Source organism: Paraburkholderia aspalathi, assembly GCF_900116445.1.
Classification (GTDB): Bacteria; Pseudomonadota; Gammaproteobacteria; order Burkholderiales; family Burkholderiaceae; genus Paraburkholderia; species Paraburkholderia aspalathi.
Genome location: NZ_FPBH01000001.1, coordinates 17,015 through 37,586 on the forward strand (window position 1 = coordinate 17,015; position 20,572 = coordinate 37,586).

Below are 20,572 nucleotides of genomic sequence, written 5' to 3' on the forward strand. Positions count from 1 at the left end.
GGGTGAGGTTTGAATCAAAGGCCGGCATGCTGCGCATGTCGGCCTTTGCACATCTGCGATTCTCGATTTAGGGCAAACACAAAACAGGTGAGAGTGAAGCACCGTGATCAACGATCACGCCACGTCTTCACATCATCTCCATTGCCTGCATCTGCCCCAGGCCAAAAAAACGTCCTAACTCCTTGGCTAACTCATTCAACGCGCTCATTTCCTTCTGGGATATTCGGCGCGGCTCCTGCGTATGAGACCAGTCGCCATATAGCAGCGCCACCGTCTGATCGGTGTCGTCGACTACCGGCAGCAGCACGAAGGCGCGGGCATCGTCGAACGAACGGCGGAACCACTCCGGTAGCCGCGCGACCATCTTCGGGTCACGTGCGTTCTCGATGAAAATGCCGACCGAGTTCGCGATCGCGAGATGAAACACGTCGGGTTCGAAGGCGGTGTTGAACGACAGCTTCGGCAGCGCCGCGTCGATCTTCGGACCGAGCCCGAGGCGCGCCTTGAAGGTGCCGTTGCTGTGCTTGACGAACACCACCGTACGCGCAAAGCCGAGCGCCGCCAGCACGGTTTCCGCGGCCAGCGCGAGGGCCGGCGCGAGCGCGCTGCCGTCGGGCAGGCCGCGCAGATCGCCCACCCCTGCCGCGATACGCGCTTCCGGATTGAGTGCCTCACGCGCGATCGCGTCCGCATTGGCGCGCAGTTCCACAATCTCGCGCATCACGCCGTCGCCGCCCTCTTCACGGGCGAGCGCGATGCTCATTCCTTGCAGCACGTCCGGATCGGTATTCAGTGCGTGGCTGTATTCCTGCGCCAGTTCTGCGATGCGTTCTTCGCGCTCCCAGTCCGGCATGTTCTGCTGGGTCAGCACGTCGGCGACCGCCGTCGAATAGTTGGTGATGGCGCGCAGCCACTGCACCTGGCGAGGCTGCTCGACGTCCAGCGGATCGAACTCGCCCATGCCGGAGCGGATCATGTCCGGCAGGCGCCAGCGGACCGCGGCTTCGGCGCCGATTTCGTCGAACGTGACGCCGAGCACCAGCACGCAGGCATCGGCTTCGAGAGCGCCGTCGTCGATATGGCGGCGGATCTGATCCCACTCGGCGTCGAGATAGAACACCACCAGCAGCTTGCCGATCTGCCGCATCAGCGTGCAGACCACGGCTTCCTCGCCGGCGCGCAGATCGCCGCGCTCAGTGAGCTTGCGGGCGACGCAGCCCGACAGCAGCGTGCGGTTCAATTCGAGTTTCGCATCGATACGGCGCGGCGCGCTGTGATGAAAGTGATCGACGATTTTCAGGCCGACCACCAGATGGCCGACCGCGTCCATGCCGAGCACCATCAGCGCGCGCGACACGGTGGTGATGTTGCCGCCAAACGCCATATACATGGCCGAGTTGGCCAGCCGCAGCACTTTTTGCGTCAACGCGAAATCCGACAACACGACCTGCACGAGGCCGGTGAAGTCGAGGTCGTCGTTGTTCATCGCCGCCATGGTGGTGCGCAACGACTGCGACAGCATGGGGAAATCGCCGCGCTCGCTCATTCGCGTCCAGAGCCGGTCGAGCACCGCCGCCTTTACCATGTGAGTCCCGCCAAAGCCATACATGTTCCAATGAGTGCCACACCGGCACGAGGCCGGCATCTTCCGCAGCGCACGAAGTTTGCCCGCGTCATTATGCGGTGTGCAAATGAAGCGTGCGCGCTTCGAAACGTTGTGCAAGTTCGTCGGAGGGCAACGCCTTGCAGACGAGCCATCCCTGAATGTGGTCGCATCCCATCTCGGTGAGCAGGCTGCGTTGCGCTTCCGTCTCGACGCCCTCGGCAACCAGCTCGAGATCGAGCGTTTGTGCAAGCCCGACGACCGCGCTAACGATTGCCTGATCGTTCCGGGAGGTTAGCAGATTCTCGACAAAACTCCGGTCGATCTTGAGCTTGGCCAGAGGGAATCGTTGCAGGTAAGCCAGACTCGAATAGCCGGTGCCGAAATCGTCGACGGCAAAGCGGATGCCCATCGCCGTCAATTCTTCCAGCAAACCCTTGGCATGCGCCGGGTCATGCATCAGCAGGCTTTCGGTGATCTCGAACACGAGGCGGCGCGGATCGATGCCCGTCAATTCGATCGCTTCGCGCACGCTGTCCTTGAAACGTGGATCGCGGAACTGCTGCGGCGACACGTTGACGGCGACGTATTGCAACGAGATGCCCCGCGCGTCCCACTGGATCAGCTGCATGCAGGCAACCTTCAACACCCAGTTGCCGAGGAAGTTGATCAGGCCGATCGATTCCGCGAGCGGGATGAACATCGAAGGAGGCACGAGGCCGTGCACCGGATGCGACCAGCGGATCAGCGCTTCGACGCCGACCACGCCGTGCGTGCGACTGCTCGTGATCGGCTGGAAGTGCAGCGAGAACTCGCCATTGCGCACGCCGTCGTAGAGATCGGCCTCCAGCTTCAGGCGCTCGGCGTCGGCGGGGTTGTCGTCCGGTACGTAGAAGGCGAGGGTGTTGCCGCCGGCCGCCTTCGCCTGCAGCAAGGCGTGATCGGCCCAGCGCAGCAGGTGAGTGTCGTGGGCGGCGTCGTCGTTCGCGTGGCGCACATCGGGGTAGAGCGCAATGCCGATGCTCGCTGACAAGTGCACCTGTTGGCCGTTGAAAACGTACGGTTGCTGGATCGCGGTCAGCAGGCGGCGCGCCAGCGCTTCGGCCGCGGCGGCGGCGTCGGTGCGGCTCGCGGCAGGCTTCACGAGGATCGCGAACTCGTCGCTGGCGACACGCGCCACCGTCTCGTTCGGGCTCGTCATGTTCAATAGACGCCGCGCCGTGTCGCGCAACATCTCGTCGCCGGCATCGTAGCCGAGCGCGCGGTTCACGCGCTGATAGTCGTCGAGGTCGAGCAGCAGTAGTGCGGCCGGTGTGCCGTGGGCGTCGGCCTGCTGCTGCGCGTCGAGTAGCGCGGGGATCAGCGCCGGCTGATTGGCCAGGTTGGTCAGGCGGTCGAGATGCAACGCCTGGGTCAGGCGTTCCTCGGTGGCGCGCCAGGCGGATACGTCGAAGCCGGCGATCGCATAGCCTTCGACGCCGTCATGCAGGCTGCGTACCACGCGCAGTTCGACGGTGATCGGGTAGGTCAGTGACTTGATAAGTCCGAGCGTGGCCTTTTCGACGTTGCCCGTGGCGGTGGCGCGCGTCAGCAGCGCATCGAGGCGCGGCACGTCGGCGGGCGCCACGAGATCGTGCAGCGTGATGGTCTCGAGATACTCGCGGTGATAACCGATGAAGCGCAGGCTCGCGTCTGAAACATAAAGGAAGCGCAGGCTCTCATCGATGTGCGCCAGCAGGTCGACGGCGCCGACCACCTGTTCCAGTTGCGCAGCGCGGCTGACGCCGGCTTGCGGTTTGCCGGGGGCATGCCGGCCGAACGCACGAAACCGGTCGATGACCGTGCGCAAGGAGCCCCGGCGGGGCGCGGTGATCCTGTTCGCTTCCATGTTTGTCGCTGGCAACCTGTGTTCGTCTGCAGGCGGGGCGGCATACTGCCCGCCGTATTCGGGCGGTTGAGAGGTATCAGGCCGCCCCATCAGAACAAGATAACGACCCCCGGCGGAAAATCTTTAGCGCCTGCTGCAAAAAACAAATGGTAAGGAAGTGACGGCGTGGCCCGGCGGCGGTGCGAGGATGATTCAGTTAAAGTGGACTGGCTTCGTTTCCGTTAATACGTCAAACCTGCTGTGCAGCGCCGGCGATGACGACGCTGCGTAGCTTTCCGAACACTTGCACCGATGATCCATGTCTGAACGTCACTTTGTCAGGGCCACCCCCCGGCACATCGAGGTGATCGAACAAGGTGCCGACGACGCCGACCCGGCATCCTCGGCACAGTTCGTTTATCTGGGACGCCAGCCGATTCTCGATCGCGATGGCGCGCTCAAAGCTTACGAATTACTGTTTCGATCCGGCGCGCATAACTACGCCGAAGTCAGCGACGACGCCCAGGCGACGGCGCAGGTCGTGGCTCGCGCGATCGGCGGGATTGGCGTGGCGGCCGTGCTGGGCCAGCACCGCGGCTTCGTTAATATCGACCGCGCGCTGCTCTTTAACGACATCGTCCATCTGATGCCGCCCGAGCGCTTCGTGCTCGAGATTCTCGAAACCGTCAAGTTCGATGCGCACCTGGCCCGCCGGCTGACCGAATTGCGCCGCGCCGGCTTTCAGGTGGCGCTCGACGACGTCAGCGAACTGTCGGACGAGCTGCTCGCCGCGCTGCCGCACGCCGACATCGTCAAGATCGACTTCCTGCTGACCGAGCGGTCCGCACTGGCCAAACTGGCGTCGACCGTCCGCAGCCATGGCAAAACACTGATCGCCGAGAAGGTCGAGACGCGCGAAGACTTTTTGCTGGCTCGCGATCTCGGCTTCGATCTGTTCCAGGGCTACTTCTTCGCGCGGCCGCAAGTGCTGGCCGCGCCGCGCAACCGTTCGCCGCGCCCCGGCCTGTTGCGTTTGCTGGCGCTGTTGTCGCGCGATGCCGGGATTGTGGAGCTCGAAGCGGAGCTAAAGCAGAACCCGAGCGTGGTGGTGCAACTGCTGCGTCTCGTCAATTCGAGCGCATTCGGGCTGGGGCGCAATATTGCCTCGCTGCGTGAGGCCATCATCGCCACCGGTACGCGGCAGATTGCGCGCTGGGCGCAACTGCTGCTGTATGCGGACAGCGGCGATCTGCCGTGGCGCGCCGACCCGCTGGTGCAGTTGGCCGGCACACGCTCGCGCTTCATGGAGTTGGCCGCGGGCTGCCTGCGCCCGTCCGATGACGATTTTGCCGACGCCGCTTTCATGACCGGCATTTTTTCTTTGGTCCACGTGGTGCTTGGCAGCACGCCGGCGGCTGTGCTCGAGAAACTCGGCCTTGCCCCGCAGATTCGCGAAGCGATTGTCACGCGCGGTGGTGCGCTCGGCACCTTGTTGCGGATTGCCGAAGCGGCTGGCGAGGGCGCCGATGCCGCGCTGATCGCGGCCGGTCCCGATGCGCCGCCCGGCTTCGCGGCGCTGACGCCCGAGGTGCTGGCGGAGCTGAACCTGTCCGCAGCGGCATGGTTCGGCGCGCATATCGAAGAAGCCGCCTGATGCATCCTGCGAGCAGTTTCCGACGTACCTTGTCAGTACGTGTTTCAATAGCGTATTGAGGTTGCCGAGGTTCGGCTGAACGCCGTGACTTTGGCTTATTGCACTGACTGCGTGCATTAACGTTCCGAGGAGACTGCAGATGAAGAGAAAACTCATTCCGATGACGCTGGCGGCTGTCTTGTCGGTGGGATTCGCGATGCATTCGCTGACGGCTTCAGCCACGCTCAAACCGGGCGATGTCGCGCCGCCGTTTACCGCGGATGCTTCGCTGGGCGGCAAGACCTACACGTATTCTCTGGCCGACGAATTGAAGAAGGGGCCGGTGGTGCTGTATTTCTATCCGGCGGCCTTCACGAAGGGCTGCACGATCGAAGCCCACGAGTTTGCCGAAGCGGTTGACGAGTACAAGAAATATGGCGCGACGGTGATTGGCGTATCGCACGACAACATCGACACCTTGACGAAGTTTTCGGTGAGCGAATGCCGCAGCAAATTCCCGGTGGCGGCCGATGCCGATTCGAAGGTGATCGGCGCCTATGATGCCGGTATGCCGATGCATAGTTCGATGGCCAATCGTGTGTCGTATGTGATTGCGCCGGACGGCAAGGTCATTTACGAGTACACGAGCCTGTCGCCGGAGAAGCACGTCGAGAATACGTTGAAGGCGGTGAAGGATTGGGCGGCTGCGCATAAGCAGCCATAACGGGCGGGTTTTGCGCGGCGGCGCGTTTTTCGCAATGGTTTTTTGCCATGAGGATCGGGCGTTGCTCGTGCTAGCCTGAGTTTTTTTGCCGGGTGAGTTTGCGATGCCGATTCTTGTAGCACTCATTGCGCTGATCGCGCTGGTATATGGCGCTGTGCGGGCGTTTTATGCCTTGCAGGCGGCTTTTGGGTTGGGTGTTGCTGTTGGGGTTGCTGTTTTTGTTGGGTTGCTTTTGATTGCTGCGGTTGGTTATTGGTGGCGGCGGCGGAAGGAGGTCGCTCCTAATGTTCGTGATGGTGATTGGACTCACGAACTCAATGGCACCTGGGGTTCGGTGCGGCTTGCTGCTGGTAAACGGTTTTGTGAGGTTCGCCTTGGCGGCGAGCCGGGGGCCTATATTTTTGCTGATCTGCTTGGGGCTGAGGTGCAACGCCATGATGCTCAATGGCAGGTCGCTTTGATGGTCAAAGACCCTAAGCATCAGGTTTGGGTTTTGCCCATGCTGGGCGAGCGGCAGGCTAAGCAGTGGAGGAGGATTTTTTTGCTTGCTGTTGGGCAGAGGCTTTAAGGGTCTTTTTTGCCTTTTGCGGCGCTTGTTGTCAGTGTTCTTGGGGCTTTGGCCTTTCCTTGAATTGTTAGTGGTTTATTAGCGTTCCCCCTGTGCGGGGGGGCACCTACTTTTCTTTGCCGCCGCAAAGAAAAGTAGGCAAAAGAAAGCGGCTAGAAGCCCCTGCTAAGCGGGTCTCGCAGCCCACACAGGGTAGTGGTGCATCTGGAATCTGTGTTCGTGCCGCTGCTTAGGCTTGTGACAAGGGCGTCATACTTCCGGCGGCGCTGCGCGCGCCGAAGAGTACTTCTTAAAACCGCCCGCTACGTTTTAGCTCATACGTATCCACACGTTTGTGCTTTTGCGTTTGTGCCCTCGCGCCCAAGAGCCGTTCATAAAACCGATCGCTGCGTTTTGGCGCCCGCGTCTCGCCACCGGGCCGTGGCTCGTCATCGCACCGCCATATCATTTGAGGCGGGGTTCCCGGAAGAGTGCAGGGCGCGTCGCCGAGGCGAAGCCGATGGCCCTGCTGCGCAAAACCGAAGCCCATGGTTTCCCATGCAGACCCGTCCGCGACGCACGCAGTGCGGAGTGGGAGCTGACGAATCCTTTGTCACTAGCGTGGAATGTGAGAGAACACGGATTCCAGTCGCACCACTACCCGTAGCAGACCACGGTGCCCGCTTAGCAGGGGCTTCTAGCCGCTTTCTTTGCTTATCTTTCTTTGCGGCGGCAAAGAAAGTAAGTGCCGCCCCGCACAGGGGCAACGCTAATAGACCACTAACAATGCAAGGAAAGGCACCAAGGCCAGAGCCACGAACAACAAGCGCCGCGAAGGCAAAAAACCTCAAGACGCTGCCACTCCAGCCCGCCGCCCCTTGCGGCCCTCCCACCGAACCCGAATCCGATCCATATAAAGATAAACCACGGGAGTGGTATACAAAGTCAGCATCTGACTAACAATCAACCCACCCACAATAGCAATCCCCAACGGAGCCCGAAGCTCCGCCCCTTCACCACTTCCAAAAGCCAGCGGCAACGCCCCAAGCAGCGCGGCACAAGTCGTCATCATGATCGGCCGGAACCGCAACATACAAGCCTGATAAATCGCATCCTGCGACGACAACCCCTGCCGGGAGGCTTCAATAGCAAAATCCACCATCATGATCGCGTTCTTCTTCACGATGCCGATCAGCAAGATCACCCCGATCAACGCAATGATGCTGAACTCAGTCTTGAACAGCAGCAAAGCCAGCAACGCCCCCACGCCCGCGGAGGGCAGGGTCGACAAAATCGTCAGCGGGTGGATATAGCTCTCGTACAACATCCCCAGCACGATATACACCGCCGCCAATGCGGCCAGAATCAGGATCGGCTGGTCGGACATCGACTGCTGGAACGCCTGGGCCGTGCCCTGGAAGCTGCCGTGGATCGTCCCCGGCATGCCGATCTGCGCCATCGTGTCGTAGATCGCCTGCGTCGCCGTCGATAAGGACACGCCCGGCGGCAGATTGAACGAAATCGTCGAGGCCACGAACTGGCTCTGGTGATTCACCGACAAGGGCGTACTCCCCGGCCCGAAGCTCGCGATCGCCGACAACGGCACCATCGTTTCCTTCGAGGTCGATACGGCCGCGCCCGATGAAGCACTCGACTTGCCGCTCGCCGCAATCGAATTGATCGCCTGGTTGCGCGCGGAGTCGGCAGCGATGCTCGCCACGCTCGATGCCGTCGTGCCGGCTGTGCCGCCAGTCGTTGCGCTCGTGCTCGCTGTAGTCGTTGTCTGCACGGTCACCGTGCCCGCCGGCGCGTTAGTGGTCTGCGCGCCGCTCGCGCTGCCGCCCGAAGTGCTGACGTAAATCTGTTTCAGCATGTCGGGACTCTGCCAGTACTTCGGCGCCACTTCCATCACGACGTGATACTGGTTCAACGGGTTGTAAATCGTCGAGACCTGGCGCTGGCCGAACGCGTCGTACAAGGTGTTGTCGATCTGCGCCGGCTTGATGCCAAGGCGCGAGGCAGTCGCGCGGTCGATCGTCACCATCGCCTCGAGGCCGCCTTGCTGCTGGTCGGAATTCACGTCGGCGAGTTCGGGGCGCGCCTGCAGCGCCTCAGTGAGCTTCGGTCCCCACAGATACAGGTCAGGCGTCGAATCGGCCAGCAGCGTGAACTGATACTGCGCGTTCGATTGTCGGCCGCCAACGCGAATGTCCTGCACCGCTTGCAGGAAAGTCCGCGCGCCGGCCACGTCGCCGAGCGGGGCGCGCAGTTGCTGGATCACCTGGTCGGCGGAGAGCTTGCGCTCGCTCTTCGGCTTCAGCGAAACGAACATGAAACCGGAGTTGGTCTGCCGGCCGCCGGTGAAACCCGCCACGCTGTCCACCGCAGGGTTCTTGCCGACGATTTCCATCATTTCCGAGAACTTGCCTTTCATCGCCTGGAACGACGTGCTCTGGTCGGCCTGGATGCCGCCGATCAGCCGGCCCGTGTCCTGCTGCGGAAAGAAGCCCTTCGGCACGATGATGTACAGCCAGATGTTCAGTCCGATGGTCGCGAGCAGAATCATCACGATCAGGCGCGGATGCCGCAGCGCCCAGCCAAGGGTGCGCTCATAACCGCGATGCATCGACATGAAGCCGCGTTCGAGCCAGAGACCGAAACGTCCTTCTTCCTGTTTCTCATGCGGCTCGCGCAGCAGGCGCGAACACATCATTGGCGTCAAGGTGAGCGAGACGATCAGCGACACGCCGATCGCGAGCGACAGCGTCAGCGCGAACTCGCGGAACAGCCGCCCGACAATGCCGCCCATCAGCAGAATCGGCAGGAACACGGCGACGAGCGAGATACTGATCGACAGCACCGTGAAGCCGACTTCGCGCGCGCCGAGGAAGGCGGCCTTCATGCGCGGCACGCCATTCTCGATATGCCGTGAGATGTTCTCCAGCACCACGATCGCATCGTCGACCACGAAGCCGGTCGCGATCGTCAACGCCATTAGCGAGAGGTTGTCGATCGAGAAACCCAGCATATACATCGCGCCAAACGTGCCGATGATCGAGATAGGCACGGCCACGCTCGGAATCAGCGTGGCGCGCCAGTTGCGCAGGAACAGGAACACCACCATTACCACCAGCGCCACCGCGATCATCAGCGTGCGCTCGGTGTCTTTCAGCGACGCGCGGATCGTCGTTGAGCGGTCGGCGGCGGGCGCGATGTCGACGTCGGCGGGCAGCGACGCGTGCAACTGCGGCAGCATGCCCATCACGCGGTCGATGGTGTCAATGATGTTCGCGCCGGGCTGGCGGTACAGGATCACCAGCACCGAACGCTTGCCGTTGAAGAGACCCAGGTTGCGCAGATCTTCGACCGAGTCGACCACCTCCGCGACGTCGGACAGTTTCACCGCCGCGCCGTTACGGTACGCGATGACCAGATCCTTATACTGCGACGCCTTGCTCGCCTGGTCGTTGGTATAGATCTGCACGCGGTTCGGACCGAATTCGATCGAGCCTTTCGGGCTGTTCGCATTGGCTGCGGCGAGCGCCGCACGCACGTCTTCGAGACCGATGCCGTAGTGGGAGAGGGCATTCGGTTCGAGTTCGACACGCACAGCCGGATTCGCCGAACCGCTCACATCCACTTCGCCAACGCCGTCCACTTGCGAGAGCGACTGCTGCAACACGGTGGCTGCCGAGTCGTACAACTGGCCGGCGGTCAGCGTCTTCGAGGTGAGCGCGAGAATCAGGATCGGCGCGTCGGCCGGATTCACCTTGTGGTACGTCGGGTTGCTGCGCAAGCTCGCCGGCAGATCGGCGCGCGCGGCGTTGATGGCCGCTTGCACGTCGCGCGCGGCGCCGTCGATGTCGCGGTTCAGACCGAACTGCAGCGTAATGCGCGTCGAGCCGACCGAGCTCTGCGAGGTCATTTCGGTGACGTCGGCGATCGAGCCGAGATGCCGTTCGAGCGGACTCGCGACGCTGGTCGCGACCGTGTCCGGGCTCGCGCCCGGCAGCGTCGCCTGCACCGAAATGGTCGGGAAATCGACCTGCGGCAGCGGCGCGACCGGCAGCTTGGTGAACGCGAAAATACCGGACAGCGCGATGCCGATCGCCAGCAGCGTGGTGGCGACCGGGCGGGAGATAAACGGACGCGACAGGTTCATCGCTTAAGTCCCTGCATCGGTGGCGGGCGGCACAGGCTTGCCGCGATTGAAGCGTTCACGCAAGCGGCGGGCGAGTGAATCGAAACCGAGATAGATCACCGGCGTGGTGAACAGCGTGAGCAACTGGCTGACGATCAAACCGCCGGCAATCGCGATACCGAGCGGGCGGCGCAACTCCGAGCCGGCGCCGGTCCCGAGCATTAGCGGCAGGGCGCCGAGCAGGGCGGCGAGCGTCGTCATCAGGATCGGCCGGAAGCGCAGCAGGCACGCCTGATAGATGGCTTCGCGCGGCGGCTTGCCTTCCTCGCGCTCGGCGTAGAGCGCGAAGTCGATCATCATGATGGCGTTCTTCTTCACGATACCGATCAGCAGCACGATACCGATAATGCCGATGATGTCGAGATCGTGCCCCGTGATCAGCAGCGCGAGCAGGGCGCCGACACCGGCCGACGGCAGCGTCGACAGAATCGTGATCGGGTGGATGAAGCTCTCATACAGCACGCCGAGCACGATATACATCGTGACGATTGCCGCCAGAATCAGGAACAGCTCGTTCGACAGAGACGCCTGGAACGCCAGCGCCGCGCCCTGGAAGCGCGTCTGGAACGACGCCGGCAGCCCGACATCCTTCTCCGCCTGATCGATCGCTTTCACCGCCGCGCCGAGCGACGAGCCGGGCGCGAGGTTGAACGACACGGTGGTGGCCGGGAACTGGCTCAAGTGCGTGACGAGCAGCGGCGCCGGTTTCTCGATGAACTTCGCGATCGATGACAGCGGCACTTGACCGCCCGACGAAGTGGAAGAGGGCAGGTAGATCGATTTCAGCGACTCGGTGTAGTGCTGCATCTGCGGTTGCGCTTCCAGAATCACGCGGTACTGGTTCGATTGCGTGAAGATGGTCGAGATGATGCGCTGGCCGAATGCGTCATACAGCGCGCTATCCACGGTGGCCGGCGTGATGCCGTAACGCGACGCCGTGGCGCGGTCGATTTCGATGTAGACCGACTGGCCGTTGTCCTGCAGATCGGTGGCCACGTCCGCCAGTTCCGGCGACTGCTTCAGCCGGTCGACCAGCTTCGGCACCCACGTGGTGAATTCGCTGATGTTCGGGTCGGTCAGCATGAACTGATACTGCGTCGGGCTGACCGTGGAATCGATCGTCAGATCCTGCACCGGCTGCATGTACAGCGAGGCGCCCGGAATATGCGCGACGTCCTGCTGCAACTGGCGGATCACTTCGCTCGCGGTGTTGCTGCGGTCGTCGCGCGGCTTCAGGTTGATCAGCATGCGGCCGCTGTTCAACGTGATGTTGCTGCCGTCCACGCCAATGAACGAGGTGAGGCTTTCCACGTCCGGGTTCTTCAGGATCTGCGCCGCGAGTTCCTGCTGGCGCTCAGCCATCGACGCATACGACACCGACTGCGGCGCCTGCGTGATCGCCTGGATCACGCCGGTGTCCTGCACCGGGAAGAAGCCCTTCGGAATGTACACGTACAGCACGCCGGTCAGCACCAGCGTAAGCACCGCGACGAACAGGGTGGAGCGTTGCCGGTTCAGCACCCAGGTGAGCGCGACTGCGTAGCGGGCGATCACCCAGTCGATCGCTTTATGAGCCTTCGCTTCGAAACGGTGGCTTTCATGCGGTGGCGAGTGGCGCAGAAGCTTCGCGCACATCATCGGCACGAGCGTGAGGGAGACGATTGCCGAAATCACGATCGTCACGGCCAGCGTGATCGCGAATTCGTGGAACAGGCGTCCCACCACGTCGCCCATGAAGAGCAGCGGAATCAGCACCGCGATCAGCGAAACCGTCAACGAAATGATCGTGAAGCCGATCTGCTTCGAGCCCTTCAGCGCGGCTTCCAGCGGCGATTCGCCTTCTTCGACATAGCGCGCGATGTTCTCGATCATCACGATCGCATCGTCCACCACGAAGCCGGTCGCGATGGTCAATGCCATCAGCGACAGGTTATCCAGCGAGAACCCGCACAGGTACATCACCGCAAGCGTGCCGATCAGCGAGAGCGGCACCGACAGACTCGGAATGATGGTCGCGTAGACGTTGGCGAGGAATAGATACATCACCAGCACCACCAGCACGACCGACATCAGCAATTCGAACTGCACGTCGCGCACGGAAGCGCGGATCGTGGTGGTGCGGTCGGTGACGATCTCCACGTCGAGCGCGGCGGGCAGCGACTGTTGCAGCTGCGGCAGCAGTGCCTTGATGCTGTCGACCACCTGGATTACGTTCGCGCCCGGCTGGCGCTGCACGTTCAGGATGATCGCCGGCGTGTTGTTGACCCATGCGCCGAGCTTGGTGTTCTCCGCGCCCTGCACGATGTTCGCGACGTCCGTCAGCATGACCGGGCGGCCGCCCTTGTACGCGACCACGGCGCTCTTGTAGGCCTCGGCGTCGGTCAGCTGATCGTTCGCGTTGATCGTGTAGTTGCGCGTCGGGCCGTCGAAGTTACCCTTCGGCGTGTTGACGTTCAGGTTCGAAATCGTGGTGCGCAAGTCGTCCAGATTCAGACCGTAGGCGGCGAGCGCGCGCGGGTTCGCCTGAATCCGCACGGCTGGGCGTTGACCGCCGGACAGGCTCACCAGACCCACACCCGCCACCTGCGAGATTTTCTGCGCGAGACGCGTGTCGGCCAGGTCCTGCACCTGCGTGAGCGGCATCGTCTTCGAGGTGATCGCGAGCGTGATGATCGGCGCGTCGGCAGGATTGACCTTCGCGTAGATCGGCGGCGCGGGCAGGTCGGACGGCAGCAGGTTGCCCGCGGCATTAATCGCCGCCTGGACTTCCTGCTCGGCGATGTCGAGCGGCAGATCGAGGCTGAACTGCAGCGTGATGATCGACGAGCCGGCCGAGCTTTGCGACGACATCTGATTCAACGACGGCATCTGCCCGAACTGGCGTTCGAGCGGCGCGGTGACCGACGAGGTCATCACGTCCGGGCTCGCACCCGGATAGAAGGTCTGCACCTGGATCGTCGGATAGTCGACCTCGGGCAGCGCGGAGAGCGGCAGAAAGCGCAGCGCGACGAGACCGACCAGCATGATCGCCGCCATCAGCAGCGCGGTGCCGACGGGACGCAGAATAAAGGCGCGGGATGGATTCATGCGATAGTTGCCGTGCCTTTATTCCGAGGCTTGCGCCGCGTGTTTGCGATGATGTCCATGCGCGCCGGATGCGCCCGAAGCGGCAGCCGCACCGCTTGCACCGCTCGCACCACGCGCGCCCGAAGCGCCGCGCGGCTTGTCGGCCGGAATCGTGATTTTCGCGCCTTCCTTCAGCCGGTCCGAACCGTCGATCACGACGCGCTCGCCGATCTGCAGGCCGGATTTGATGCTGGTGCGTTCGCCGTCCACTGGACCGATCTTGACCGGACGCACGGTCACCGTGTTGTCCGGCTTCACGACATACACGAACTGACCCATCGAGCCGTTCAGCACGGCCGGCGTCGGCACAATCACGGCGTCCTTGATCGTGTCCACGAGCAGGCGCGTATTCACGAACTGATTCGGGAACAGCACGTTCTTCTCGTTCTGGAAAACTGCGCGCAGTTTGACCGTGCCGGTCGTGGTGTCGATCTGGTTATCCAGGGTTTCGAGCGAGCCGCCTTCGAGCGAGGTGGTGTTGCTGCGGTCGTACGCGGTGACCGAGAGCTTCGCGCCCGTTTGGGTCTGCTGGAGGATTTGCTGCAGGTTGTCTTCGGAGGTCGTGAAGATCACGCTGATCGGCTGCAACTGCGTAATCACGACGATGCCGTTGGTCAGGCTCGGCGTCACGTAGTTGCCCGGATCGACCTGGCGCAAACCGACGCGCCCTGACACCGGCGCCGTGATGCGCGCATAGACGAGGTCGAGCTTGAAGGTATCGATGTTCGCCTGATCGGACTTCACCGTGCCTTCATACTGCCGCACGAGCGAGGCCTGCGTATCGACCTGCTGGCTGGCGATCGAGTCTTGCGAGAGCAGCGTCTGATAACGCTTCAGGTCGAGGCGGGCGGTTTGCAGCAACGCCTGGTCGCGCGCGAGGGTGCCTTGCGCGTTCTCCAGCGAGATCTGATAGGGGCGCGGGTCGATCTGGGCGAGCACGTCGCCCTTCTTGACCATTTGGCCTTCCTTGAAAAACACGTCCTGCAGCACGCCGCTCAACTGCGGCAGCACGGTGACGTTGGCGAGCGGCGTGACCGTGCCGAGCGCGGTCAGCACGACCGGCATCTCACCTTGTGTGGCGGTCGCCACGTGAACCGGCTGCGGCATGTTGGCGAGGCCGCCGCCACGGCCCCCGCGGCCGCCGCCGCTCGCGCCGCTTGCACCGGCAGCTCCGCTCGCGCCGCCGCCGGGCCCGCCCCACGGATGCCAGCGCCACAACACGATCCCGAGGATGACCAGCGCCGCAACGATCAGCGCGATGTTGCGCCCGCGATGGCTTTTTGCTGCGACCGGTGTGTTGCCGGGACCGCCGACAGGCTTCCCGCTGGTGGACGGTTGCGAACCGGGTTGAGAAGCCGGGGCGGCTGGGCGTGAAGTTTCCGAATGCTTTTGTTGTTCGTCCATCGGTTCGGTCTGGTGGCAGGCTTTGATGTGAGCCGCTCGTGCGCTTGTACCGCTTCAAGAGTTCAGCGGACCGGCACGCAGGCGGCATGACAGGCGGTTTCGACAGCGGACGCGCCGCAAATGTTCAGCGCGATGCTACCCGAGGCGCGGGACAAAGATGTTAACGCATTGCGCCATCATGACAGGTCGGCGGGACGTTATCGAAGGGCAATAGCGGCAAGCCGGGCAAGCGCCCGCGACGGGAATGCGTGATCCTACGTCGCGGGCTCTGTAACAGTCCACCCGTGTATTTTTCTTTTGATTACGAAGGTTACAGTACGAGCGGAGGGTGGCAAGGCAATGTAATGGCCGGCGAGTGCCCACGCGTTTCAATTGTCGAGGCGGCGCCCGGGTGTGCCGCCGATCTCGAGAACGATCTTGCTGATGCATTCGAGCAGGGCCGGCGCCGCGCGCGAGATCAGCCAGTCGCGTGGGCACTGGTCTGCGGCGCCGCCGCAATTGACGGCATAGCGCTCGCCCGAGGGGCCGATGAATCCTGACGCGATGGCGTTCAGGCCGTCGTACCATTCGCCCGTGGCGATCGCGAAGCCTTGCTCCGCGGTTTCCCGTAGTGCGCTTGTCAGGCGGTTGCTGACATGGCCCCAGTCGTCGCCTTCGGCGGCCTGCAGGCCGGTCAGCAATTTTTCCCGCTCCGGTTCGGCAAGCGCCGACAGATAGGCGCGGCCGACTGCCGTGCGGCTGAGGTTCATGCGCGAGCCGATTTCGAGGCGCGATACCAGCACCGCCGAACGTGGCCGGATCGCATCGATCACCACCATGTCGAGGCGGTCGCGTACGGCCAGATGCACGGACAACGCGGTGCGTTCGGCGAGTTCGATAAGGAAGGGGCGCGCCCGGGCCCGGATGTCGAAGTTGCGCAAAAAGCCGTTGCTCAACTCCAGTACCGACGAAGTCAGGACGAATCGCTCGCTGTCGGGCAGGCGGAACAGGAACCCTGCGCCGACGAGCGTGGCGGTAATGCGCGAGACGGTAGGCTTTGGAATGCCGGTCAGCTCGGTCAACTCGCGGTTGCTGAGCGGCGCATCGGCCGCGGCGATTGAGCGCAGCACGGTCAAACCACGTGCCAGCGCGGTGACTTCCTCGCCCGGGCCGTCTTTGTCTTTGGCTGGGCCTGCGGCAGTTCGGGAGGACGTGGGTCGGGTCATATCGTTTTTCTGGAACTATATTTCAATATTCTGTTCGTTTGCCTGTCAGCAACCGTTCCGCAAAGATGCGGCAGAAGCCCCAAAATGGGGCATGAATTCCATTTTTCATCAGAAGATTCATTGTATCGGAATATTTTGCCGAGACGAATGAGGCCTCTTTAGATTTTGCTTGACTTAGTCAGCATAACCATAAAAAATGGAATCTCATTTCGAAAGACGGTTTCAGGTTCTGCATTTTGAAATTCTGAACCAACCGTGGTCCGCGGAGTGTCTGGTCGAGTACCTCTAACAGTCTCCCGTAGCAGTCCACGCAGTGTCTGTCTCGACCCCGGCGTTCAACATCGCGCGCCCGTCCAACTTTCGAATACCGTCTCTCAGGTTCTAGCACGGCCCTCGGAATGGCTAGAACTTTTTAAGGCGTCACGGAAACGTGACGCCTTTTTTTTCGTCCATGGGTGCACAACAAAATCTGCGGCATTCCTAAAACGCCCCTTTGTGTGCAACAAATACAGTTCTTCAGTAGCGATGCGGAGGGGGCGGCCGGCGGTGCGGAGGCGGCCGATGATGATGGCGCCTGGGTGGTGGCAGAATCGGGAGCTTCGCCGTTAGCGCGAGCAGGTTGAGGCAGGTGTCTTTTACTGAGCAGGCGTTCCGCGTGCATACGAAGACCACCTGTCGTGCCGACGGTTCCCGTGCAGCGGCTCTGGCCTTTGAAATTGTGCGGGTTCGATACTGGCTGGCGGTGGTACGTCATGCTGCCGCGTCTGCTCGAAGCGAATGCGAGAAAACGGGTTGCTCCGCGGCCAACTTCCGCTTGTTGGCAGTCTGCGGGAACACGTACCAACTGCCGTCATCATGCTTGAAGAAGAACAGCATGTGCGTTCCCGATTGCGACGCGCTTTCGACGCACACGTATCGTCGGCCACCCAATCTGGTGCGGCTGAAAGCGGTCACACGAACTGGCGTTGCGGGCGTCGGCGCGAGCCATTTCTCGACCTGACAACGCAGGGATTGCCCATTCGTGCTCTTCATGTCTCCCTCCAGCAAGTCTGAAGGCCACCAAGGTTAGATAGAACGCAGATCACCGACGCCAGCGCCGACCTGACATTGGGCCGTCGCTGGCGTTAGCGATAGGCGTTATTGTCCGATTTGCCGGCTCACGTGGTTTTCCTGCTGGTTCAACGCGTAGTCTTCGCGCCTGGTAATGTGGCTACCGTTCTGGCTCGCCATGTCGCGCTCTTCCTGGCGAATCTGATGGTCATCGCGATGCAGTCTCGCCTCCTCGGCGTGGGACATCTCACCCTCTCGTACTTCCTGGTGAATGCGACGGTCCTGATTCGCGAGGCGATCATTGACCTCGGCACGGCGTGGGTGCGATGCATCCCAGTTCGTTTGCGCCGACGCGGTGCCCACGAATGACAGGGCGAGTGCCGCCGCAGCGGCGATTTTGTAGGCAGCGTTGTGCATGGTCGTCTCCGATTCAGTTGAAGGGACGGCTTCTAGCCGTTCAACTGCTTAACGTTTTGGACGACCACGATGCTGACCGCGCAGTTGTGAGTTCTGAAACCGAATATTTCGTGACGACTGGGCTGCGGGAAATCATGCGAACGCAGGGAGATGTTTCAATCTACACGTCTCGTTACACACAAAAACACCGGTAATCTGCCGGCTCAATATAGTGCGCTCACAACTGACTAGTGAGGCGTGTATGAAAAGAGTTTTTGTGCTGATGCTGATGGCCGTATGTCTTGGTAGCGCGCTGGGCGGCTGCATTGTGGTGCCAGCAGGCGGCTACTATCACCGCTATTAAACCGCAGGCAAAGCGGGCGGCGCATGAACAGAAGGCAGATGCGCCGCCGGCAATCCTGAACGGTCTTATTGAACAGTCTTTGTTGGCATGCGGTTGTCTTCAGAGTGCATAGCGGACATGCCCATGTCGCTCGTGGCGGCCGCGGTCTTGCTCATGTCGCCGGGAACCCGGTTCCACGGGCTCGATACGGGCTCGCTGTGATACGTCATCCCTGCCGTCGCGGCACCGTGCGCGCCGCCGCTGCCGTTGCCGCCGTTGCCATTCCCGCCGGCTTGCGCAAACGTTGCAGCGCACGCGCAAAGCGACGCAACAGCTAGACGCGCGAACAGCGCGTTCATCGTCAACTTTTCCATGGTATTTCTCCGGTGATATCGGCATGCGTTTGCAGCGCCGAAGGCTCATAGACCGCTCAAGGCTGACTGGTTGCGTAGCGGCGACGCGCAAGCAGCTACCCGAGTCTGAACAGAACAGCTATTTGCTGAGTCCAGAGGTGAGGTATGTGATTCAGTCGCGGTTCGACGCGGAAAATGACAGCGCTGCGAATGCTCCGTTCGTCGGATTGCCATGCGTAATTGCGCGGCCTTGACTGCATATACGGGGAATACCTGCGCCTGGATTCAAAAATGAACTGCAGTATTGCCGTGCTCGGCGCACTGGTGATGGAGCTCCCATTTGACATCGCGAAGGCACTGGCTTTCGCTTTTATTTCCAGTACGCTCTTTGCGCCCTTTTAATGGAAACGTCATTTGAGGGAGCGTCTCGTGATGAAGTCGATTGCTATTATTCCGGCTCGTCCTCGTCAACTTCTTCGCCGTCCTCCGACTCAATCCGGGTGGTTCCACCCGTCGCTGGAGGGTCGCTGGCAGGGAAGGTGTCTTCAATAGTCTTATCGACATCCTCCTCAGACTTTTCACTCGCGGGGTTCTGTTCCTTCGGGCTGGTGGCCATGTGTATCTCCGGTTGCGTTGGGAATGATTTGATGCCTATGCCACCGCAATGGGTCGCGGCGGCATAGGCGCTACAGCGGTACCGTTTGGGTTTCAGTGCTCGCTCGGCCGGAAAGCAGGGTCACTTTCCACCGCCTCGCGGGTCGCTGACCAGTACGGCTGCTGGTTGTAGTAGCGATATGTCGACTCTCCCCACTTCGCATCCGCCATCATCGGCCAGTGGTCCTTGTCAAATCCAGGGTCCTCCTTGAGGCGCTGCGCAGCAATGTCGACGACGAAGCATTTCTCTTCCGTATCAAGAGTCAGTGCGCTCCACGGGATGGCATGCAGGGTGGAACCCATTCCAAGGAAACCTCCCTCAGAAAGAACCGCATAGGCAATGCGTCCGTTCCTGACGTCAAGCATGATGTCTGAAATTTTTCCCACGTGTTCGCCATCAGATGACATGACCTTGTTCCCATCGAGCGTTGCTGCGGCCATGATGTCCGGCCCTGGTCCTTCTCCCATGCCACCGCCGACGATGTCAGCTCCGCGTTGGGTGTCGCCTTGCGGGTTAATTGAGCCCATGATTCACCTCCTTCAAAAAAGGTACTTCAATGGCGCGCAAGCGGTGTTCCCAGTCGAAGCTTCGAGCGCGGGCAACTACAGGCAAAGTCTGGAGGGTATTGGTTGCCATCGGGAGCCTGCAGGAGCGGGCACATTGACGCGGGTTTGGGGACCAGACAAACGCTTCGCCAACAGTGAGTTAATGGCGAGCTCCAAGGCACTCAGGTCGACGGGCTTTGAAAGAAAAACATTCCAAAGCGTGGATTTCTCTTCCGGCGGCATCCGCCCGGAAGCCATCACCACAGGAATCTGGGCAAGCGCGGGATAAAACTTCAGTCGTTCGCATAAGGCAATTCCATCCATGCCTGGCATGTCGCAGTCAGTGACAATCAAGTCGGGAAGGCACTGCGCAGCTTTGGCGAGAGCTGCCTCCCCACCTTCCGCGAGGAGCACGTGGTAACCGCGTCCCACCAGGATAATCTGGAGCAGCCACAGCGAATCTACGTCGTCATCGACGAGCAGGATGGTAGACATATCGCGAACCCAGAGGTATTCCGTTTTTGCGCAACGCCTATGCCTGCCAACCTGGCTACGGCCCACTTGTGAAGCCAGAATCAATCCATTGCGGCTGCCCTGCAGCTAGTCCGTTCGCGAATGAGCGTGCCATGGTGCTGTCTGGCGGTTCTGCGGCCTGGCCCGGCGGCGGCTCGATAGGGCGCTCGTTATCCCGTCGTTGCCGAGGTGGCTTTACTGACCCACGGCACGGCACTTGCGCAAAGCAGGACGCGGGCTGACACCTTCCGGTGCTAACGGCCGCTTCGCTCAAGGAGATTGTTATGCGAGTCGCGACGAGAGGAGTTTTGATTTCAGCGTTGATTTTCGGTGTATCAGGTTCCGTTTACGCACAGGGGGCGGGTGGCGGAGGGGCGGCCGGCGGTCAAGGCGGCACGGGAATGAGC

Annotated in this window: 15 protein-coding genes; 3 read left to right on the forward strand and 12 right to left on the reverse strand. The window is 61.7% G+C overall.

The window, feature by feature from the left end:
• Positions 1 to 127: 127 nt before the first annotated feature.
• Both BM438_RS00080 and BM438_RS00085 read right to left on the reverse strand, forming a co-directional pair.
• Positions 128 to 1,585, reverse strand: a complete 1,458-nt coding sequence (locus BM438_RS00080) for an HDOD domain-containing protein (protein ID WP_093632284.1) — start codon at positions 1,583 to 1,585, stop codon at positions 128 to 130.
• Positions 1,586 to 1,676: 91 nt separating this feature from the next.
• Positions 1,677 to 3,491 carry a putative bifunctional diguanylate cyclase/phosphodiesterase gene (locus tag BM438_RS00085; protein WP_054043040.1) on the reverse strand — a complete coding sequence of 605 codons (1,815 nt, stop codon included), beginning with the start codon at positions 3,489 to 3,491 and terminating at the stop codon, positions 1,677 to 1,679.
• 298 nt (positions 3,492 to 3,789) lie between these two features.
• Here BM438_RS00085 and BM438_RS00090 point away from each other — a divergent pair, with 298 nt between their 5' ends.
• From BM438_RS00090 to BM438_RS00100, 3 genes are all read left to right on the forward strand, one after another.
• Entirely contained in the window at positions 3,790 to 5,124 is a 1,335-nt protein-coding gene (locus BM438_RS00090; RefSeq protein ID WP_093632286.1) for an EAL and HDOD domain-containing protein, read from the forward strand.
• Positions 5,125 to 5,263: 139 nt separating this feature from the next.
• Entirely contained in the window at positions 5,264 to 5,827 is a 564-nt protein-coding gene (locus tag BM438_RS00095; protein WP_093632288.1) for a peroxiredoxin, read from the forward strand.
• 103 nt (positions 5,828 to 5,930) lie between these two features.
• Complete coding sequence (locus BM438_RS00100) at positions 5,931 to 6,395, forward strand: hypothetical protein (RefSeq protein ID WP_093632290.1); 465 nt, start codon at positions 5,931 to 5,933, stop codon at positions 6,393 to 6,395.
• A gap of 826 nt (positions 6,396 to 7,221) precedes the next feature.
• Here the strand turns inward: BM438_RS00100 and BM438_RS00105 are convergent.
• The 10 genes from BM438_RS00105 to BM438_RS00145 all read right to left on the reverse strand — a co-directional run bounded on the left by BM438_RS00105 (position 7,222) and on the right by BM438_RS00145 (position 20,147).
• Complete coding sequence (locus BM438_RS00105) at positions 7,222 to 10,536, reverse strand: efflux RND transporter permease subunit (protein ID WP_093632292.1); 3,315 nt, start codon at positions 10,534 to 10,536, stop codon at positions 7,222 to 7,224.
• Between the two features lie 3 nt (positions 10,537 to 10,539).
• Positions 10,540 to 13,662, reverse strand: coding sequence for an MdtB/MuxB family multidrug efflux RND transporter permease subunit (locus tag BM438_RS00110; protein ID WP_093632294.1), 3,123 nt, complete (start codon positions 13,660 to 13,662; stop codon positions 10,540 to 10,542).
• A gap of 18 nt (positions 13,663 to 13,680) precedes the next feature.
• Entirely contained in the window at positions 13,681 to 15,105 is a 1,425-nt protein-coding gene (locus BM438_RS00115) for an MdtA/MuxA family multidrug efflux RND transporter periplasmic adaptor subunit (RefSeq protein ID WP_093632296.1), read from the reverse strand.
• A 368-nt stretch (positions 15,106 to 15,473) separates the two neighbouring features.
• Positions 15,474 to 16,310 (reverse strand): IclR family transcriptional regulator, encoded by an 837-nt coding sequence (locus tag BM438_RS00120; RefSeq protein ID WP_093632298.1) that lies wholly within the window; start codon positions 16,308 to 16,310, stop codon positions 15,474 to 15,476.
• Positions 16,311 to 17,060: 750 nt separating this feature from the next.
• Complete coding sequence (locus tag BM438_RS00125; RefSeq protein WP_093632300.1) at positions 17,061 to 17,342, reverse strand: hypothetical protein; 282 nt, start codon at positions 17,340 to 17,342, stop codon at positions 17,061 to 17,063.
• Positions 17,343 to 17,447: 105 nt separating this feature from the next.
• Complete coding sequence (locus BM438_RS00130) at positions 17,448 to 17,777, reverse strand: hypothetical protein (protein WP_093632302.1); 330 nt, start codon at positions 17,775 to 17,777, stop codon at positions 17,448 to 17,450.
• 408 nt (positions 17,778 to 18,185) lie between these two features.
• On the reverse strand, positions 18,186 to 18,473 hold the full coding sequence (locus BM438_RS00135) for a hypothetical protein (RefSeq protein ID WP_093632304.1): 288 nt from the start codon (positions 18,471 to 18,473) through the stop codon (positions 18,186 to 18,188).
• 427 nt (positions 18,474 to 18,900) lie between these two features.
• A complete protein-coding gene (locus BM438_RS45280; protein ID WP_167378269.1) occupies positions 18,901 to 19,068 on the reverse strand; it encodes a hypothetical protein in 168 nt (55 codons plus the stop codon).
• A 92-nt stretch (positions 19,069 to 19,160) separates the two neighbouring features.
• Positions 19,161 to 19,634: a PRC-barrel domain-containing protein gene (locus tag BM438_RS00140; RefSeq protein WP_093632306.1), complete on the reverse strand. Its 474-nt coding sequence runs from the start codon at positions 19,632 to 19,634 to the stop codon at positions 19,161 to 19,163.
• A gap of 75 nt (positions 19,635 to 19,709) precedes the next feature.
• Complete coding sequence (locus BM438_RS00145; protein ID WP_093632308.1) at positions 19,710 to 20,147, reverse strand: response regulator; 438 nt, start codon at positions 20,145 to 20,147, stop codon at positions 19,710 to 19,712.
• Positions 20,148 to 20,572 lie beyond the last annotated feature (425 nt).

Excerpts from the sequence above, each read along its gene's own strand:
- BM438_RS00080 (WP_093632284.1), bottom strand. The coding sequence starts at position 1,585 with ATGGTAAAGGCGGCGGTGCTCGACCGGCTCTGGACGCGAATGAGCGAG.
- BM438_RS00085 (WP_054043040.1), bottom strand. The coding sequence starts at position 3,491 with ATGGAAGCGAACAGGATCACCGCGCCCCGCCGGGGCTCCTTGCGCACG.
- BM438_RS00090 (WP_093632286.1), top strand. The coding sequence starts at position 3,790 with ATGTCTGAACGTCACTTTGTCAGGGCCACCCCCCGGCACATCGAGGTG.
- BM438_RS00095 (WP_093632288.1), top strand. The coding sequence starts at position 5,264 with ATGAAGAGAAAACTCATTCCGATGACGCTGGCGGCTGTCTTGTCGGTG.
- BM438_RS00100 (WP_093632290.1), top strand. The coding sequence starts at position 5,931 with ATGCCGATTCTTGTAGCACTCATTGCGCTGATCGCGCTGGTATATGGC.
- BM438_RS00105 (WP_093632292.1), bottom strand. The coding sequence starts at position 10,536 with ATGAACCTGTCGCGTCCGTTTATCTCCCGCCCGGTCGCCACCACGCTG.
- BM438_RS00110 (WP_093632294.1), bottom strand. The coding sequence starts at position 13,662 with ATGAATCCATCCCGCGCCTTTATTCTGCGTCCCGTCGGCACCGCGCTG.
- BM438_RS00115 (WP_093632296.1), bottom strand. The coding sequence starts at position 15,105 with ATGGACGAACAACAAAAGCATTCGGAAACTTCACGCCCAGCCGCCCCG.
- BM438_RS00120 (WP_093632298.1), bottom strand. The coding sequence starts at position 16,310 with ATGACCCGACCCACGTCCTCCCGAACTGCCGCAGGCCCAGCCAAAGAC.
- BM438_RS00125 (WP_093632300.1), bottom strand. The coding sequence starts at position 17,342 with ATGAAGAGCACGAATGGGCAATCCCTGCGTTGTCAGGTCGAGAAATGG.
- BM438_RS00130 (WP_093632302.1), bottom strand. The coding sequence starts at position 17,777 with ATGCACAACGCTGCCTACAAAATCGCCGCTGCGGCGGCACTCGCCCTG.
- BM438_RS00135 (WP_093632304.1), bottom strand. The coding sequence starts at position 18,473 with ATGGAAAAGTTGACGATGAACGCGCTGTTCGCGCGTCTAGCTGTTGCG.
- BM438_RS45280 (WP_167378269.1), bottom strand. The coding sequence starts at position 19,068 with ATGGCCACCAGCCCGAAGGAACAGAACCCCGCGAGTGAAAAGTCTGAG.
- BM438_RS00140 (WP_093632306.1), bottom strand. The coding sequence starts at position 19,634 with ATGGGCTCAATTAACCCGCAAGGCGACACCCAACGCGGAGCTGACATC.
- BM438_RS00145 (WP_093632308.1), bottom strand. The coding sequence starts at position 20,147 with ATGTCTACCATCCTGCTCGTCGATGACGACGTAGATTCGCTGTGGCTG.